Origin of the sequence: Larkinella terrae (genome assembly GCF_009668025.1) — a bacterium.
GTDB lineage: Bacteria > Bacteroidota > Bacteroidia > Cytophagales > Spirosomataceae > Larkinella > Larkinella terrae.
Window position 1 is genome coordinate 123,997 of record NZ_WJXZ01000006.1, and the last position, 16,764, is coordinate 140,760.

The 16,764-nt window shown below is 50.7% G+C and carries 16 protein-coding genes; 8 read left to right on the forward strand and 8 right to left on the reverse strand.

The window, feature by feature from the left end; translation table 11 throughout:
• Positions 1-30 precede the first annotated feature (30 nt).
• The gene (locus tag GJJ30_RS11195) at positions 31-2,361 is read left to right on the forward strand and encodes a TonB-dependent receptor (protein WP_205880556.1); all 2,331 of its coding nucleotides are present in this window, start codon (positions 31-33) and stop codon (positions 2,359-2,361) included.
• Between the two features lie 12 nt (positions 2,362-2,373).
• Positions 2,374-3,534, forward strand: coding sequence for a PepSY-associated TM helix domain-containing protein (locus GJJ30_RS11200; RefSeq protein ID WP_154175243.1), 1,161 nt, complete (start codon positions 2,374-2,376; stop codon positions 3,532-3,534).
• Positions 3,535-3,582: 48 nt separating this feature from the next.
• Here the strand turns inward: GJJ30_RS11200 and GJJ30_RS11205 are convergent, their stop codons facing one another.
• Both GJJ30_RS11205 and GJJ30_RS11210 read right to left on the reverse strand, forming a co-directional pair.
• Entirely contained in the window at positions 3,583-5,208 is a 1,626-nt protein-coding gene (locus GJJ30_RS11205; RefSeq protein ID WP_154175244.1) for a hypothetical protein, read from the reverse strand.
• 115 nt (positions 5,209-5,323) lie between these two features.
• Positions 5,324-6,034, reverse strand: a complete 711-nt coding sequence (locus GJJ30_RS11210) for a hypothetical protein (RefSeq protein WP_154175245.1) — start codon at positions 6,032-6,034, stop codon at positions 5,324-5,326.
• Between the two features lie 209 nt (positions 6,035-6,243).
• Between GJJ30_RS11210 and amaB the strand changes: the two genes are divergently transcribed.
• Entirely contained in the window at positions 6,244-7,785 is a 1,542-nt protein-coding gene (gene amaB / locus GJJ30_RS11215) for an L-piperidine-6-carboxylate dehydrogenase (RefSeq protein ID WP_154175246.1), read from the forward strand.
• 68 nt (positions 7,786-7,853) lie between these two features.
• On the opposite strand, the gene GJJ30_RS11220 is transcribed toward amaB, so the two are convergent.
• Entirely contained in the window at positions 7,854-8,819 is a 966-nt protein-coding gene (locus tag GJJ30_RS11220; RefSeq protein WP_154175247.1) for an aldose 1-epimerase, read from the reverse strand.
• Positions 8,820-9,153: 334 nt separating this feature from the next.
• Between GJJ30_RS11220 and GJJ30_RS11225 the strand changes: the two genes are divergently transcribed.
• Both GJJ30_RS11225 and GJJ30_RS11230 read left to right on the forward strand, forming a co-directional pair.
• Complete coding sequence (locus tag GJJ30_RS11225) at positions 9,154-10,254, forward strand: acyloxyacyl hydrolase (RefSeq protein ID WP_154175248.1); 1,101 nt, start codon at positions 9,154-9,156, stop codon at positions 10,252-10,254.
• Positions 10,255-10,424: 170 nt separating this feature from the next.
• The gene (locus GJJ30_RS11230; RefSeq protein ID WP_154175249.1) at positions 10,425-11,252 is read left to right on the forward strand and encodes a hypothetical protein; all 828 of its coding nucleotides are present in this window, start codon (positions 10,425-10,427) and stop codon (positions 11,250-11,252) included.
• Positions 11,253-11,265: 13 nt separating this feature from the next.
• Here the strand turns inward: GJJ30_RS11230 and GJJ30_RS11235 are convergent, their stop codons facing one another.
• From GJJ30_RS11235 to GJJ30_RS11250, 4 genes are all read right to left on the reverse strand, one after another.
• Positions 11,266-12,093: a TIGR02757 family protein gene (locus tag GJJ30_RS11235; RefSeq protein WP_154175250.1), complete on the reverse strand. Its 828-nt coding sequence runs from the start codon at positions 12,091-12,093 to the stop codon at positions 11,266-11,268.
• A gap of 78 nt (positions 12,094-12,171) precedes the next feature.
• On the reverse strand, positions 12,172-12,393 hold the full coding sequence (locus GJJ30_RS11240) for a hypothetical protein (protein WP_154175251.1): 222 nt from the start codon (positions 12,391-12,393) through the stop codon (positions 12,172-12,174).
• A 180-nt stretch (positions 12,394-12,573) separates the two neighbouring features.
• Positions 12,574-13,629 carry a LysM peptidoglycan-binding domain-containing protein gene (locus tag GJJ30_RS11245; RefSeq protein ID WP_154175252.1) on the reverse strand — a complete coding sequence of 352 codons (1,056 nt, stop codon included), beginning with the start codon at positions 13,627-13,629 and terminating at the stop codon, positions 12,574-12,576.
• A complete protein-coding gene (locus GJJ30_RS11250; RefSeq protein ID WP_154175253.1) occupies positions 13,626-14,483 on the reverse strand; it encodes a hypothetical protein in 858 nt (285 codons plus the stop codon). The genes GJJ30_RS11245 and GJJ30_RS11250 overlap by 4 nt, the downstream gene beginning before the upstream one ends.
• A gap of 95 nt (positions 14,484-14,578) precedes the next feature.
• On the opposite strand from GJJ30_RS11250, the gene kdsB reads away from it, so the two are divergent.
• The 3 genes from kdsB to GJJ30_RS11265 all read left to right on the forward strand — a co-directional run bounded on the left by kdsB (position 14,579) and on the right by GJJ30_RS11265 (position 16,455).
• Entirely contained in the window at positions 14,579-15,307 is a 729-nt protein-coding gene (gene kdsB, locus GJJ30_RS11255) for a 3-deoxy-manno-octulosonate cytidylyltransferase (RefSeq protein WP_154175254.1), read from the forward strand.
• A 235-nt stretch (positions 15,308-15,542) separates the two neighbouring features.
• Entirely contained in the window at positions 15,543-16,205 is a 663-nt protein-coding gene (locus GJJ30_RS11260) for a DNRLRE domain-containing protein (protein WP_170299169.1), read from the forward strand.
• Positions 16,206-16,254: 49 nt separating this feature from the next.
• Positions 16,255-16,455: a hypothetical protein gene (locus tag GJJ30_RS11265; protein WP_154175256.1), complete on the forward strand. Its 201-nt coding sequence runs from the start codon at positions 16,255-16,257 to the stop codon at positions 16,453-16,455.
• A gap of 18 nt (positions 16,456-16,473) precedes the next feature.
• On the opposite strand, the gene GJJ30_RS11270 is transcribed toward GJJ30_RS11265, so the two are convergent.
• Entirely contained in the window at positions 16,474-16,752 is a 279-nt protein-coding gene (locus tag GJJ30_RS11270; RefSeq protein ID WP_154175257.1) for a hypothetical protein, read from the reverse strand.
• Between the last annotated feature and the right edge of the window lie 12 nt (positions 16,753-16,764).

The window sequence follows — 16,764 nt, forward strand, 5'->3', positions numbered from 1 at the left end:
AAAAAATCACTCTTTCTATCCTTTGCCACGATGTGGTTGTGCCTGCTCGGTATATCGGCCAGTGCCCAGCAAACCGGTACCCTTGCTGGAAAAACGCTGGCATCCGATGCCCATCCACTGGCTCGGGTAAGTGTTCGGGTGGCAGGAACCCGCCTGGGATCGATCACCAATGAAGCCGGCGAATACGTCATCAGCAACGTTCCGGTTGGTCCGCAGGTGCTGGTAATCAGTCGGGTAGGGCATCAGCGCATTCGCCAGGCCTTAACCGTAGTGGCGGGTGAGTCGACGCAAGTAGCCGATCTGACACTGATCGAAAATGCCGAACAGCTTGACGAAGTGGTGGTTGAAGGGAAAAATTCGTACAAAACCGATGTCGCATCGTCCAGTTTGCGCTTGAAAACGCCCCTGCTCGAACTGCCTCAGAATATTCAGGTCGTAAACCGCCAGTTGCTGGCCGATCAGCAGATTTTCGACATGCTGGAAGGCGTTTCGCGTAACGTCAGCGGGGTGACGCGGCAGGAGCACTGGGACAATTACGCCCGGCTGAACATGCGCGGATCGCGTGTCGCACCCTTCCGCAACGGGATGAATGTGCAGTCGACCTGGGGGCCAACTGCGGAAGATATGTCGATGGTGGAACGAATCGAATTCGTGAAAGGTCCGGCCGGTTTCATGATGGCCAACGGAGAACCCAGCGGTTTTTACAATGTCGTCACCAAAAAACCGACGGGCGTGACGCGCGGGGAAGCGGCTTTTGCCGTGGGTAGTTTCGATACCTACCGCGCAACACTTGACCTCGACGGTAAGCTCAGCAAAGACAGCAAGTTATTGTACCGCCTGAACCTGATGGGTCAGTCGAAAGGGTCGCACCGCGATTTTGAATTCAATAACCGATATACGATTGCGCCGGTGGTCAAGTATAAAATCAACGACCAGACGTCGATTACCGCCGAATATACCTACCAATATTCGCAAATGTCGGCGATCGGCTCGGCTTATGTTTTCGATGCCAACGGTTTGGGCAAACAGCCGCGCAACGCCACCATCGCATCGGCCAATCTGGAACCGACGGTGATTCACGATCACAGCGCGTTTCTGATCCTGGAACACCAGATCAGCGAAAACTGGAAGTTGACGGGGCAACTGGCGTATTTCAATTTCACACAGGTAGGCAATTCACTCTGGGCCGATTCGGCAAAAACCGACGGACGGATTTACCGGAACTCCAGCATCTGGGATGCGGCCAACGAAAGCAAATTCGGCCAGATTTTTGTCAACGGCGAGGTGACGACCGGCCCGGTGGTCCACCGGATTCTGGGTGGTCTGGATTTGGGAAATAAGAAATACATGGCGGACTGGGGCCAGAGTTTTCCGCTCTACGACAGCACGTTCGTCTTCAACACCAATTCGCCGAATTACTATTTGCCGACGCACCTGATTCCGAAATACGACCGTTCAACGAGCCTGCGCGCCCGCGCCGGGGTCAATGTCATGAGTCAGTCGTTCACCGGTTTATACGTTCAGGATGAACTACGTTTCTGGCAGGATCGGATTCGGTTAACGCTGGCGGGCCGGTTGACGTCGGTGAAAGACAGCCAGTACGGTGCCGCAACCAACGAAACCAAGTTTACATCCCGCGTGGGCATCAGCGGTTCGGTGAATAAGCAAACCACGGTTTATGCGCTCTATGATCAGGCTTTTGTGCCGCAGTCGGGTGCCGACCGGCAGGGAAAAGCATTTGACCCGATCACCGGTAACAACCTGGAAGCCGGTTTGAAGAAGGATTGGGCCGACGGTCGCTGGAACTCCTCGGTTTCGGTCTATCAAATTACGAAAAACAACGTGCTGACCACCGACCCGACCAACCCGAATTATTCCGTTCAACTGGGTCAGACCCAGGCAAAGGGGGTGGAAGTGGACGTTCGGGGCGAATTGTTACCTGCGCTGAATCTGATGCTGAACTACGCGTATACCGACGCAAAAATCACGAAAGATACCCGGTCGGAAAGCGTAGGTTTGCCCGTTCCCGGTTTTAGCAAACACGTTACCAACGCCTGGCTTTCGTACCGGCTGCGCAATACTGCGCTGCAGGGGCTCGGCGTTTCGCTTGGGTACCAGTGGCAACTCGATCGGTACGGCTGGTTTTCGGAAGCCGTCGATAAAAACCCGACGTTGCCCAACACTTTCCGGCTGGATGGCGCCATTTCGTGGCAGAATAACCGGGTGAATATCGCGCTGAATGTCAATAACATCCTGGATGCCTACTTGTATTCGGGCGCTTATTATTCGTGGAGCAAAGCGTATTATTATCAGGCCGAAGCACCCCGGAATTTCCGGTTGAGCATGGGCTATAAATTTTGACGATTAGCGATAATGACGGTAAAAAAAATAGTTGGAAAACTGCACCTTTGGCTCGGTCTTGCGTCCGGGCTATTGGTGTTTGTCGTGGCGATTACAGGCTGTATTCTGGCTTTTGAGTACGAAATCAAAAGCATCATCCGTCCTTTTCAGTATGTCGAACCGGTGGCCAACGGCGTGTTGTTACCGCCCTCGCGGCTGCAGGCAATTGCCGAAAAACAGGTTCCGGGAAAACCGGCCAAAGGGGTGAATTACGGCGAAACCGGCCACAGCGTCAACGTGCCGTTTTACGGAGCCTCACCCGATTATTACTATCAGGTTTACCTGAATCCGTACACCGGCGAGGTCCTGAAAGTGGTGGACGAGGAAAGGGATTTCTTTCACTTTATCCTCCACGGACATTATTATCTGTGGTTACCCGAAACCATCGGCCAGCCGGTCGTTGCGTACGGAACATTGGTTTTTACGGTCCTGCTCATTACCGGGATGGTGTTGTGGTGGCCGAAGAAATGGACGAAGTCAAGCCGTGATAAGAGCTTCAAAGTCAAGTGGAAAGCGCAGTGGCGCCGGGTCAATTACGACCTGCACAACGTTCCCGGTTTTTACGCGCTGTTCTTCTCCATAATTTTGGCCATTACCGGAATGATCTTCGGCATCGAGTGGCTGGGAGATTCGATTTACTGGTCGACGACGGGCGGAAAAACCATGCCGGATTACCAGCTTCCGGTGTCGGATTCGACCCAGACCCGGCGGTTTACGAACCCTACGGATTTGCTTTGGCAGCGGTTTATTCAGACCAAACCCCCAACCGCCAGTTTGTATATTTCCATTCCCGAACGCGCATCGGAATCGATCGGTGTTTCGATCAATTACCGCCCCGGAACCTATTACAAAACCGATTATTACTCGTTCGATCAATTCACGCTGAAGGCCCTGACCGGCGAAGGACCGTATTTCGGGGAATACAACACCGCCAGTTTCGGCGACAAACTCCGGCGCATGAACTACGATATCCATGTTGGTGCCATTCTGAGCCTGCCTGGCAAAGTCCTGGCCTTTTTTGCCAGCCTGATCTGCGCCAGTTTACCCGTCACCGGTTTCATCATCTGGTGGGGCCGCCGAAAGAAAAAAACGGTCAAACCGCAGCGACGGATTCCCAGGCCGCAGGCGGTTTGACCGGTTTTTAGTTAAGGGTTTACGGTTTACAGTAAACCCTTAACTAACCTACGGATTGCAATACTGTTTGCTTTCCGATTCGGTCAGGTCGATGGGCCAACTGGTGCTGGTGACTTTATAATCTTTAATTTCGATATCCAGCCGATCCGGAATCGAGCCCCAGCGTAAATCGTAGACTTTATTCAACTCAACGAAAACCGTCGTGCTGAGCGCGGGCCAGCGCAGGGTTGGCAAATCTTTCCATTCATCCTGACTTCCGGCGGCCCGAAACTGGGCGTAGAGAACCTTAAAGGGCAACTTGTCGGGGTTGATGCCTTTGCTTCCACACTTGAAATTGAGCGTGATGGTCACATTCTGACGCTTGTCGGGAGCTGCAGGTGCAACGGGCTTATAAACCACCGATTTCAGATCAAAAGGCACTTCCGTGTTCGAACAACCGTCGATTTCGGGAGACAGGTAGACTTTATTATTGTCATTGTTGTCGTATAGCCGCAGGCGGATTTTCAGCCCTTTTTTCAGGTTGGTGATGCGGGTGGAAGAGCCGTTGTTGATTGTACCGGTGAACGAAATGGTTTCTCCGGCCCGAATCACTAAATTTCCGGCTTGATCGATCACTTCGCAACGGTAACCCGGACTCCGATCAGCGTAGTTACTAACGAATTTGAACGTTGGTCCCTGATCGCAAACCTCCTCGGTAAAAGCCGCTACCCAAAGCGAGAGGTGTTTAATTTCGGCCACGTATTCCAGTTCTCCGCTGGCATTTCGCTGCACTTTCCCGGCTTCTTCCCGCGTCCATTTGTTGGTAATTTCGTCGAAGCTGAACAACGGAATCTGATCGCCCGCCTGAACCAGCCGCCCGGCGTTGGGATTCATCATTTGCGGTTTGATCGCAAACGCAATCTGAATCGGTTTCGAAAACGTTTTTGCCAGTTGGTATTCGTCATTGTAAACCGTAATCCGGACACCACCGGCCACCGACAGAACCTGTTGATTACCGAGAAAACCCCCTTCGGACGTCGATGCGTTAATAATGCCGTGGCCCGGTAATTCGGAAACCGCCCGGGAAGTATTGCTGTTATCGACGGGGTCGGCCGTGACCGTTAACGCCCCGCCAACCGGTTGTCCGGCTACGTCTTTCACTTCGCTGCCCTGCGGAACCGTAACCGTGGCCTGGCTGACACTCGGTTCGGCTTTCGTTTTCACCGTTGCAGTGTTCTGCACCGTGCCGCTTTCCGTACCTTTGAACGATTCGTGCGCCGGTTCGGCGTTGTTTTTGTTGCTGACCAGGGTAATCGTCAGGTTCCGTTGGTTCGAGTTTTCCAGCTTAATTTCCTGAATGTGATCGACCGATTCCGGCGACAGCGCGACGACATTAAACCGGAGTGGCGCGGTGGCCGAAGGCGTAACCGAAGGTTGCAGACACAGAAATAACTTTCCGTCGGAGGTTAGCTTGAACTTTCTGGTATTGAGCGTCGTAACCACTTTTTCCGCATCCGGTCCGGCGACTTTAATGGTCAGTTTATCCAGGCTCAAACCAGTCGGAATTGTGTACTTGATCTGGACCGCCACCGCCAGCGGATCTTTAAATTTGAGCTCGAAATTTTCGAGCGGGTTTTGGCAGGCATCCAGCATCCCCACAACCAGCACACACAGAATGGATAAAATACGTTTCATAACGTTGATATTTGGAAGAAATAGACAAAAGACGATAGACAAGAGACAATAGAGATAAGACAGGGACAGGAGAATCATGAGGTCGTCTCACTTCTCATGTCTCACCTCTCAAATCTCATTTTCTAAACAACCCGTAAGAGACTAAAAACTGAAGCGAAGGCAGGAAGCGATAACCTCTTAAATTGTTCTGAATGACCGGAAGTTGTTCGTCGATCGTGGTGGTTTCCAGAAAACCGGTGTATTGCAGATCGACTTTGGGAGAACCAATATAGTAACAACCTAATTCGACGGCGAAACCTAGGCGACGAATGGGAGTGGAGCGGCCGTAGCCAAAACCGGCATATCCCAGTACGCTATTCCAGCGCAATGACGCGTTGATGACGCCTGCATTTTCTTCCGCGATCTGGAGTCCGCCGAACTTGACGTTGCCTTCGGGGATGACGTTGGCTCGCAGATCGGGGCGCCAGGTATAACCGGCACCACCGGTTACAAAAAGCTGATTTCGTTTGAACGGATGCCATTTGACCGACGCCAGCGCAATTCCGACGACCAGATCCGGCGTGATATTCAATTTCCCTTCTCCGGCTTTCACCCGTAAAACCTGATCGTAGGAGAAATAACTGACGCCGACCCGGCCGACCCAACGGGCATCTTTACTCAAAACCCGGGCGGCCTGTAAACCGATTCCCGTTGAACCCAGTTGTAAACCAATGGCGTAAGGAGCGGGTTTTAGTCGGGAAGAATCGGATGGCGTCTGGGCCGATAGCGGCAGGGAAAGGATTGGAATCAATCCACAAAGTAAGAAAGCTATAAACTTTTTATTCATACACGTTGAGTAGTTAATGATCAGATTAACAAGCTAAATTTAGTTAATTATCAGACATTAAAAGCTAAAGCGGAGGTTAAATACTAGTAATTGGTTGTAGGAAAAGAATGAATTAGAACGTTATCGGGTTTATTTATAATAATTTTGGAATCGATTGCCGCGAACGGTTTTTATCAGACAAGCGGATCGGTTCTGGAAAACACTGTGTTATGCAACAATTCCTTCAAAAACTAAAAACGCAGCCGGTAATGGCGGGTACGAGCACGGGTCAGGCGTTCTGGCATTCTTCGGAAGCCGATGGAACGGACACGCTGCTCGATTCACATTCCCCGGTTGATGGGCAATTGATGGCCCGTGTTTACCCCACTCTGCGGGAAGATTATGAGAGAGTAGTTGAAACTGCCCGGGCGGCTTTTCTGGAATGGCGGACAGTTCCGGCTCCGAAGCGGGGAGAAATTATCCGACAAATGGGGGAGCAGTTTCGGCATTATAAAAAAGAATTGGGAACGCTCGTCAGCTACGAAATGGGAAAATCCTTACAGGAGGGCATGGGCGAGGTTCAGGAAATTATCGACATCTGCGATTTTGCCGTGGGACAGTCGCGCCAGCTCTACGGTTCAACCATGCACAGCGAGCGCCCCGACCACCGGATGTACGAACAATGGCATCCGCTGGGAGTGGTTGGCATCATTTCCGCGTTCAATTTTCCGGTGGCGGTTTGGTCGTGGAACGCGATGCTGGCCTGGGTTTGTGGCAATGTCTGCATCTGGAAACCGTCGGAAAAAACGCCCCTGACGGCTTTGGCGTGTCAGCAAATCATCAAAGAAGTTCTGGAACAGAATGGCGTTCCGGAAGGGGTATCGTGTCTGATCACGGGCGGACGAGAGGTCGGCACATGGCTTGCTGAGGATCAACGCATTGCACTGGTGTCGGCTACCGGTTCCACGCGGATGGGTCGGGCGGTTGCGCAAACCGTAGCCGGGCGGCTGGGACGGTATTTGCTCGAATTGGGCGGGAACAACGCAATCATTATCTCGCAGCATGCCGATCTAACTATCGCCATTCCGGCCATCGTGTTTGGGGCGGTAGGAACGGCCGGACAACGTTGCACTTCCACGCGTCGGCTCATTATCCACGAATCGATTTATGAAGATGTCAAACAACGGCTGGTAAAAGCCTACGGCCAACTGCGCATTGGCAATCCGCTGGACGAGAAAAACCACGTCGGCCCGCTGATCGACCGGGCCGCCGTTGCCGGTTATCAGTCGGCTTTGTTTCAAATTAAAGAACAGGGCGGACGGCTATTGATCGACGGCGAAGTGCTAGAAGGGCCGGGCTTTGAATCGGGCTGTTACGTGCGCCCCGCCATTGCGGAGATGCACGCCCAAACCGAGATTGTGCAACACGAAACCTTCGCGCCGATTTTGTACTTACTGAAATACAGTACATTGGAAGAAGCCATTGACTTGCAAAATGGTGTTCCGCAAGGCCTGTCGTCATCGGTTTTTACGCTCAATCTGCGCGAAGCCGAGCGGTTTTTGTCAGCCGCCGGGTCGGACTGTGGGATTGCAAACGTGAACATTGGCACATCCGGAGCCGAAATCGGGGGCGCGTTCGGGGGCGAAAAAGAAACCGGCGGAGGTCGCGAATCCGGCTCCGATTCCTGGAAAGCCTACATGCGCCGACAAACCAACACCATCAATTACGGAACATCCTTGCCCCTGGCGCAGGGGATCAAGTTTGAGTTTTAAATGATGAATTATGGACGATGAATTGATGCGTCAACCCGTTCATCGTCCATCATCCATCATTAACGTTCTTAACTTACGCTGACGCGTATCGTGCCTTTTGCCACTTCGCCAGGTTCCAGAATGATCAGGCCCTGGCCGTTGTTCAGGCCGTTGACGTTACTTGTGAGCGATTCGATGGCAATATTGTCGCGACCGGCGGGGGTGTAAACAACCAGGTAATTGAATTTTTTGGGACCGGTTTCCTGCCAGACATTCAGTTGCACCCCCTGATGAGCGGATCGTAAAATCGTCGTAACGCCTTCACCGTTGTTTTCCTCGACAACAAAGGCCGCATCCAGTTGGCGGTCGTTGAGCGGTATTTCGCCTTTTTGTTCAAAAACTTCTTCACCGGCAGGAAGCAGATTTTCATCCAGCAAAACCTGTTTCTTGGCGGGCAGTTCAATGGTGAGATGATCAACCGGTTCTTCATTCAGGGTAAAATACGGATGCCAGCCAAAACTGACGGGAGCGGTTTGTCGACCGGTATTCTGCGCTTCGTAAGTCACTGACAAACCCGTTGCCGACAGCGTGTACCGGATTCTGAACTCAAACGGAAACGGATAGCCAATATACGTTCCATCGTGAATGTACCCGAACGCAAGCGATGCCGCTGTGTCCGTGATTTCCTGCCCCAGCAATTCAAAGGCTTTCCCGGCGACAAAACCGTGAATGGCATTGTCGTGGTGCGCTTCGTTCATCGGTAAGGTATACAAACTCCCTTCAAACTCGTAAATACCGTGCCGAATACGGCTTGGAAACGGAAACAGGAGGGCGCTGGCGTAGGTTTCGTCGGCCATAAGCGCCTGTTGCGATTTCGGCGCTTTGATGAGCGAGACCAATTTTGATTCGCGGTTTGCACCGGAATGCCGCAAAACAAGTTGCCGAACGATGGCACCGTGGGCGGGCAGAAAGCTGACGTATTCGCCGGTTGCGGTATTCAGAATAAAATATTCAGTGAGTGAGCCGAAGGGCTTGTGGAGAATCTCAAAAGGCATTGTGGTAATTCGATTAAGGAATTGGTTGGGGAAAGTTTACGCTTAGAGAACGCTCAGAACCGCTTAACTGTTTGGCGTCGTGATCGAAAGTAAAGGTACTTTTTTAACCGTATCGGGCAAATTCACGACGACTTTAGCTGATGAAATCTGAATTTTTTCCGGAATGGGCTGAATCGTTCTGCCGGTTTCGTCGAAACTTTTTGAATAAAAGCAGTAAAAAATATCCTTAATCCATAAATGTTACTTTTTGGTGTAGTAACCAAATTAAAAGTTTTTGAATATTACATAACCGTCTGAAAGATAAAGTTTAGAACGGTGGTTAATAGACATAATTATGGTGAGAATTTTTACGGTGTTGTTTCTTTTTCTTGCATTGCATGAACAGGTTCTGGGGCAGGCAGTTTCGGATTCATTGAAACCGCAGCACCAATTGGGTTTTGCCTGGCAGCAGGGAATTGCAAAGTCAAACGAAGTCGTACCGGTTTCTCAGCATAGTCCGTTGGGCGTGGAGCTGTCGTACAGCCAGCTTAGTCTGGGTCGGCGGGCCTGGGAAAACTGCCAGTGTTTTGCCCGGGTAGGTGGATACGTTAATTATTTTACGTTTCGCAATCCGGTGCCCTTAGGGCGAACGATGGGCGCGGGCCTGTTTTTTGAACCCTTGATTCACTATTCCGGAAAGTTGTATTTTTCCGTTCGGGCGCTGGCTGGTCTGACGTACCTGACGCGTGTTTATGATCCCATAAAAAACCCTTCCAACAACCATTTCAGCATGCCGGTGAGCGCCCTGATCGGAGCCAGTTTTACCGCTCATTACCGGCTCAACAGTCAGTGGAACCTGGCGGTTGGGGCGGTTTACAATCATATTTCCAATGCCGGTACGCGGTTGCCGAATCAGGGTATGAACATTCCAACCGTAACGCTGGGCGCACAATACGCCCTGCAGCCGGTGGTTTTCCCCGATATTCGCCAGTGGCAACCCGCCCGGTTGACGCATCGCTGGATAAAGCGGGCGTTGCTGATGGGGTCGGTCCGCGTACTGCCCAAAACCGATAAAAAACCGGAAATGGCCCTGCCGGTATTTGGCATCAATCTGGTCGGTGGTTACCGGGTGACCCGGAGTCACGCCTTTACGGCCGGATTTGAGCTGGTAGACGACCGGTATTTTAAAGAACAGGTAAAGACCTGGGGGCTAAAACGGGAAGTTGACACCCGCCAGGCAACGATCCTGGCGGGGTATGAGTTCTGGCAGGGGCGTTTTATCTTTGCGGCTCATCACGGCTGGAATATCATCCGCCCCCTGAAGTACAAACCGGCGACCTACCAACGGTACAATCTCCTCTACCGGTTCCGGAGCGGAATTACGATGGGAATGAGCGTGAAAGCCTACGGCGAGAATACCAAAGGTTTCAGTTTAATGGCGGGATATACGCTGTAAATCCGGCAAAACCGCAATATATTCCACACGCACGAATCAGTTCGAATCCCCGCGCCAATCCCGCCGTTGACGGAAAATTTTTTCTATCGAATGTGAAAAATGTGACTTATGCGGTATTCTATCGTATAGTAATTAGCAGGTTACATCACCAACTAAATTTATGGTTCATCGTGTTTGCATCTGAAGAAGCACTTTCTCTCGATGAAATATACAAAGCCCACAACCAAATCAATCAGCTAAAACTTGAATTGGAACGTGAAGCGTTGTTTGGAGAAGGGCAACTGCCGCAGGAAGAAGTAGATCGGCGGGAAAGACAGCATAATCTTTTGTATTTTCAGCTGGCCCAGACGGCTCGCAGCCTGAAGATCTATGATTTTATCGGACGACCTTTTTACCCCGCCACAACCGGCCTTTCGGATCGCCAGGTTTCCCTTGAAGTAGATCGGCTCCTGCTTTTGCTGGCCCACAACGGCATTGAAATCAATATTTCAGATCCCCACGCCAATGCCGATGACCGCAAACTGTATTCGTTTATCACTGACGTGGTATTCCGAAAGGAAATAAAGGAAATCCGGCTGCCGGGCATGTGTTTCAGTATCGACTACAATTATTACTGCCCGGATTATACCCACTCCTGTATTTTCATTGCGGAAGAATTGCTGACCGGTTTATTCGAGCGGGACTATGAGCGGCTGGAAGGCTGTCTGTCTTCGCATTTTTATATCAACAATAATCCCGGCGATGCCCTGTATCCGCAGGTTCATTTCAAATTCAACGATTACCGGGCGTATGTAGATGACTATCAGTTAGTAGGCTGGACAATTGAAGATATCGAACTGGATGAAAATCAGCGAAAAGGGGTGGTTCATTTGGCGCTTCATTACGGCAAGAATAAAAAATCGCTGTTTACCGACAAAGGGAGTTTTGTTTGCTACGGAAACGAAAATAACTGGTGGTTTATTCACCGCATCAACTGGCCCGGACTGGTTTTGGAATAAACCAGTCCGGAACTTACATTTCTCCTTCAACTCCCAGGCCGAACAACGCAAAATCGTACTTCACCGGGTCTGACGGGTCAAACGCTTTCAGGGTTTCGGTAAGTTCGGTCGCGGCTTTCCAGTCGGTTTGCGGGCGGGTCAGCAATCCCAGTTTCCGGGCCACGCGGCCAACGTGGACGTCGATTGGCATCACCAGTTGTTCCGGTTTGATGCGATGCCAGATTCCAAAGTCAACCCCCTGATTATCTGAGCGCACCATCCAGCGCAAAAACATATTCAGGCGTTTGCAGGACGAATTTCGGCCGGGTGTTGCAATGTGTTTGCGGGTTCGTTCCGGGAAAAAAGGATCACTGCAAAACCGGTCGTGGAACGTTTCGAGAAACGTTCCCACAGACTCAAATCCGTGATAGCTTTCGGATGATTGAATAGAAAAAGAATCTCCCGGACTCCACGGGGCCGCTCGGTGATCCGTGGGTACGAAGGCGTCTTCCAGCGTTTCGTGTTGCTGGTAGTACGTATGAAAGAAGTGCAGAAAATACAGTGTATCCGTTGCGTTGAACGTGCGGTGTTTAAAGTCCAAAAACCGTTTAAGATCGGTTTCCTGGTGATTGAGGACAAAATCGTACGGAGCCCCGTCCATTCGCTCGATCAGTTCATTTGCTTTTTTAAGAATAACCGGCCGTTGTCCCCAGGCCAGCACGGCGGCCCAGAATCCCATGATCTCGATGTCCTGCTGCCGACTGAACCGGTGGGGAATACTGATCGGATCTTTGTCGATGAACGAACGCTGATTATACTGTTCGACCTTCTGATCGAGCAATTCTTTTACTGAATCGGACATGTGAACGGTTTGGGCCGCTTCACCAAAAAGGTCGGCCAATGGAGAGAAACGGAATGCAACTTGCTGATTCGCCGACGGTTATTTGCTTTTACCTCCGCTCAAAACGTAAACCACGCCCTGAGAAATTTTGGAGAAGACGGACACCACCACCGAAAAAATGGCCGTAAAAACCGAAATGAACGGATAAGAGAGGGTGAAAACCAGGCTCCAGACTTTGTAGCCAGCCGTCGCTTTCATCTTGTCTTCCCGTTCTTTGTGCCGACGGGCAATGCGTTCGGCTTTTTGTTCAGGTGTAAGCATATTAAGTAAATAACGGAATTTAGGGAGGATGGTTTGAATAAATGGTTGCTAATGGCAGAATGGTTTACATGGTTAAAAACGGTTTGAATGACTTGGTAGTTAGGTCGTTTTTACTTGTTAACTATCAACAATTTAACCATTAAAACCATCCAGCCATTTAACCATCAAGAGCCATTAAAATCATGGCATCAAATAACTAACCTCAGCTCGAAAACGCCGATCGGCGGGAGAAAGTTTCTCGAAGGCTCGGGCTGAAATCTTGACGATCACCTTATCATTGACGCTGGTGTCGGGCAGGCGGCCGATGATTTTCACCCAGATGGATTGCTGGTTCATGTCATTTCGGACCAAAACGAGGGTGCCGACCGGAGCGGTTCGGTGCAACCCGAGGTATTTACTGGAGTTACCGGAATTTTCGATGATTTCGGCCATACCGATTTCGGAAATCCGGCGCGTATTGCCACCGGGATTCGGCAATGGGCCTGTATCGCCGGGGCGAATGATGCGGGGTTCCGACGGCGCAGCATTGGTAGATTCGGCTGCTGGGCGTTCGGCTTCGGCGGGTCGGGCGGGTTCTTCCTTCGGTGTCGTAGTCCGGGGTGGGGCAGGGCGTTCGGTTTTGGGCGAATCGTTGCGGGACGTACGCGAGCTTTCGGCCGACGAATCAGACCGGTGCGCGGGCGCGATGGCCGGTTTGGCCAGCGGCTCGCGGACGCGCCACGCTTTTTCCGAAACGATCAGCGGCTGTCCACTCACAATATGGTCGGACGATAGATTATTCCACTTGCGAACCTCATCCATTGACACGCCGTAGCGAGCAGCCAGGCTGTACAGCGTCTGGCCCGGTTCCACCTGGTGAATACCGCTGTTGGCTTCTTTAACGGTTTCCTGTTTTACTTCCCGTTCCTCCTGTTTCAGGAGTTCTTTCTCTTCCTTTTTAATCGCTTTGGTGACGGCTTTTTCTTCTTTTCGGGACAGGTTACTGGCGGGTACGCGCACGACCTGATCGTACCGGAAATTTTCGGACATGCCGGGGTTAGCGTCTTTAATGGCCTGAACGGTCGTATTATATCTTCGGACCAGCGAATACAGCGTTTGGCCCTGTTCAACCCGGTGGAGCACGAACAATTTGCCATCCTTCTTTTCCATTCCGAGCGAATCCAGTCGAAACGGGTGGGCTTGAGTAACGATACTGGTCAGCCAGCCAGCAAACAACAGCGGCATGAGTCGCTTCATGGCATTGAATTCAAATAATAACTGGTAATACACGTTGCAGTTGGTTGAAAAAGTATCTGGTTTTGCCAGACGCAGAAAAAGCCGTTTCCGAACAACGGCAGCGCGTTCGACTCGGACAGCGGTTGGGCGGTTTCCTGGTCCAGGCGCTGGTGTAACCAGATTGTTTGGAGACGGTCGGTGATCAACAGGTATGAGCGAAGCTGATCGTTTGTTTCACGATAATGATACGAAAAAATTAGTTTATCGCCAACTTCTAAATAGTCGATTGTTTCCACGGCCTGATGGCTCGTAATTTTTTTTATAAACCGGTCGACGACCGGCCACCAGGCGCTTGATGTCGTGTATGAAACGGGAAAATGCAAACGGGAATTGTGAACCGCTGCCGGATTTTCGGCGGTTTCGATTGGTTCGCCGTCGTTCAGACGAAAAGCTACCACCGGAGCCGGGGCCGTGTCGGTGAGTGAGGCCCGTTTCGCCCAAACCCGCTCGGCATTGGCGCTGATTAGCACGTGCCGGGGCCATTCCCAGCGCGACTGACCGGTTTTCAGGTCTATCCGTCCGAGCGCCGTCGGAACTGGCAAGCGGTTATTGTCAAAGCGGTGGTACAGCGCAAAACCGTTCCAGATACCGACCAGTGACGAGTGAAAGGGGAGGTGCGGTTTTTGTTCGGAACGGATTTTTCCGGTCGGCAAATCCACCGACACCAGCTCAAGCGTTTGGGATTCCCGGCTTCGTAATTCGGCGACAAACTGGCCCGGACTGGCGTCGATCTGCTCAAAAACCAGCCGCCAAACCGGGTTCGAAAACTGTAGTTGAAAAGCGAAAGGCAACTGATTCTGGGGTGTGTCGGTCATTCTGAATGGGGCTCATTGCAAGATTCAGAACCCTACTTATTCCATTCTAACCAGAGTTCCGAGTATCTTGCGCCAAAAATACCGAAAATCATCGAATGAATATCCTCGGAATTATCCCGGCCCGTTACGCGTCAAGCCGTTTCCACGCCAAAGCTTTGGCCGATATCGCCGGAAAAACCATGATTCAACGCGTCGTGGAACAATCCTGGAAGGCGAAATCGCTCAGCCGGGTGGTGGTTGCCACCGATCATGCAGCCATTGCCGAACAGGTACGTTCCTTTGGCGGAGAGGTGATCATGACCTCGGAACACCACCAGAGCGGTACCGACCGGTGTTTCGAAGCGATGCAGATTGCCAATGATTCGTTTGACTATGTGATTAACATTCAGGGTGATGAGCCTTTTATCAAACCCGAGCAAATTGATCTGCTGGCATCGGTTTTAGACGGAAATACCGAACTGGCCACGCTGGTTAAAAAGATCGATGATCCGGCGGTTTTGTTTAATACCAGCACGCCGAAAGTCGTACTGAACAGTCGGGGAGAAGCCTTGTATTTTAGCCGCCAGACGCTTCCGTATCTGCGGGAACGCCAGCCGGAAGAGTGGTTACAACACCATACGTTTTACAAACACATCGGCATATATGCTTATCGGTCCGATATTCTGGCCCAAATTACACAACTGCCCCAATCATTACTGGAGAAAGCCGAAGCTCTCGAACAACTACGCTGGCTCGAAAACGGCTACCGGATTCGTTGCGTGGTAACCGAACTGGATAGTTACGGAATCGACACCCCGGAGGATCTGGAACGGTTGTCGAAATAAGCGGTACGATTTCACTCTATCCGTATTCACCTATTGCCGCGTTGGACGATTCATGATCGACGAACGGCCTGACCCTGAATTGATAAGGAATGAATCCACGCTTTACCACTTGCTTGGTGAAGCGGTTTTATCTCTATTGAAGATTTTATAGACACATATTAATATTTCGGCATTTGAGCTTGTTGAAATGCTTCAATAAGTCTATCATTACGAATTATCGGACAACGTTATGACAATGAAAAGATTTTTTATCAGCTCTATCCTGGCTCTTGCCATTGCATTCCAGGCCTGCGTGCAGGACCACGTTCCTGTTACTCACCTTGTACTTCAACCCGATGCAGTGGCAGGGAAGGATGCACTTTTTTCAAGTGGATCACCCACAATAGTTTATGGAAATGTACAAGACTTGTTTTTCTCAGCTGTTGACAATACGATTCCCATAGTAAGCCGTGCCATCAGCCGATCCGCAGTCCAATTTGATTTAAGTAGCATTCCGGAGAATTCCGTAATTCAGGAAGCACATCTATTCTTATATTTTAATCCGACCTCACCCTACCTGAGCTTAGGTGGCAACAATACCGGACACGTCGGCGACAATGCCTTTTTCATCCAAAAAACGACTACACCTTGGGATGAAAGCACAGTTACCTGGGAAACGCAACCTCAAAGTACCACCGTAAACCAGGTTTCGGTGCCAGCTGCCTCATCGCCTACTCAGGACTACGTCATTGATGTTACCAAGATTGTGCAGGACATGGTTAATAACAAGGCTACCGATTATGGATTTTTCATGAGACATCAAATTGAGACGCCCGAAAAAGTGACTTTTATCGCATCCAGCGACCACCCCAACGCAGCCCTGCACCCGAAGCTTGAGGTGAATTACGTAAGCAAGTAAACTACTTATTGGGAGAGTCAAGGTTTAAAAAATAGTGTAAAATTCACGTGTGGAAAAACCGGCTGAGATACCGAAACTGGTAGATTTCGAGGTGATTTGGTTTTTTGCGAACTTAGATAAGGTTTCTTACCTCCTGATCAAACCGGCCGATGACTCTGTTGGCTCGCCGGTTCAAGCGCTTATTGATTTCTGGTCTTTCCTGTTTATTCTGAATGCTCCGTTAGATTTTAATCAAATGAAATTTGATTAAAATCTAACGGAGCATTCTTCAATATCCCCTTTCTGCTTTCTGGGTAAAACGATCAATGGTAGACTGTTCCTGACTGCTACTAGCTGGAGCAACCGATTTTGTTTCCCTCGAAAATAGGATTGTCAGGGTTATCGCGCCTTTTTCTCCGCTCGTTGTGGTTATTTGTACCGGTTGATAACCACTCGAAAGTATTTCAGCAATGCCCTTGTCTTGATCCCATTCAATGGGATCATACGCCCCCTCGGGATTTGGCTGAACGTTATGGATTAAGGTTATAATTCGGTATTCAGTGGCCATGTGATTGAGAAA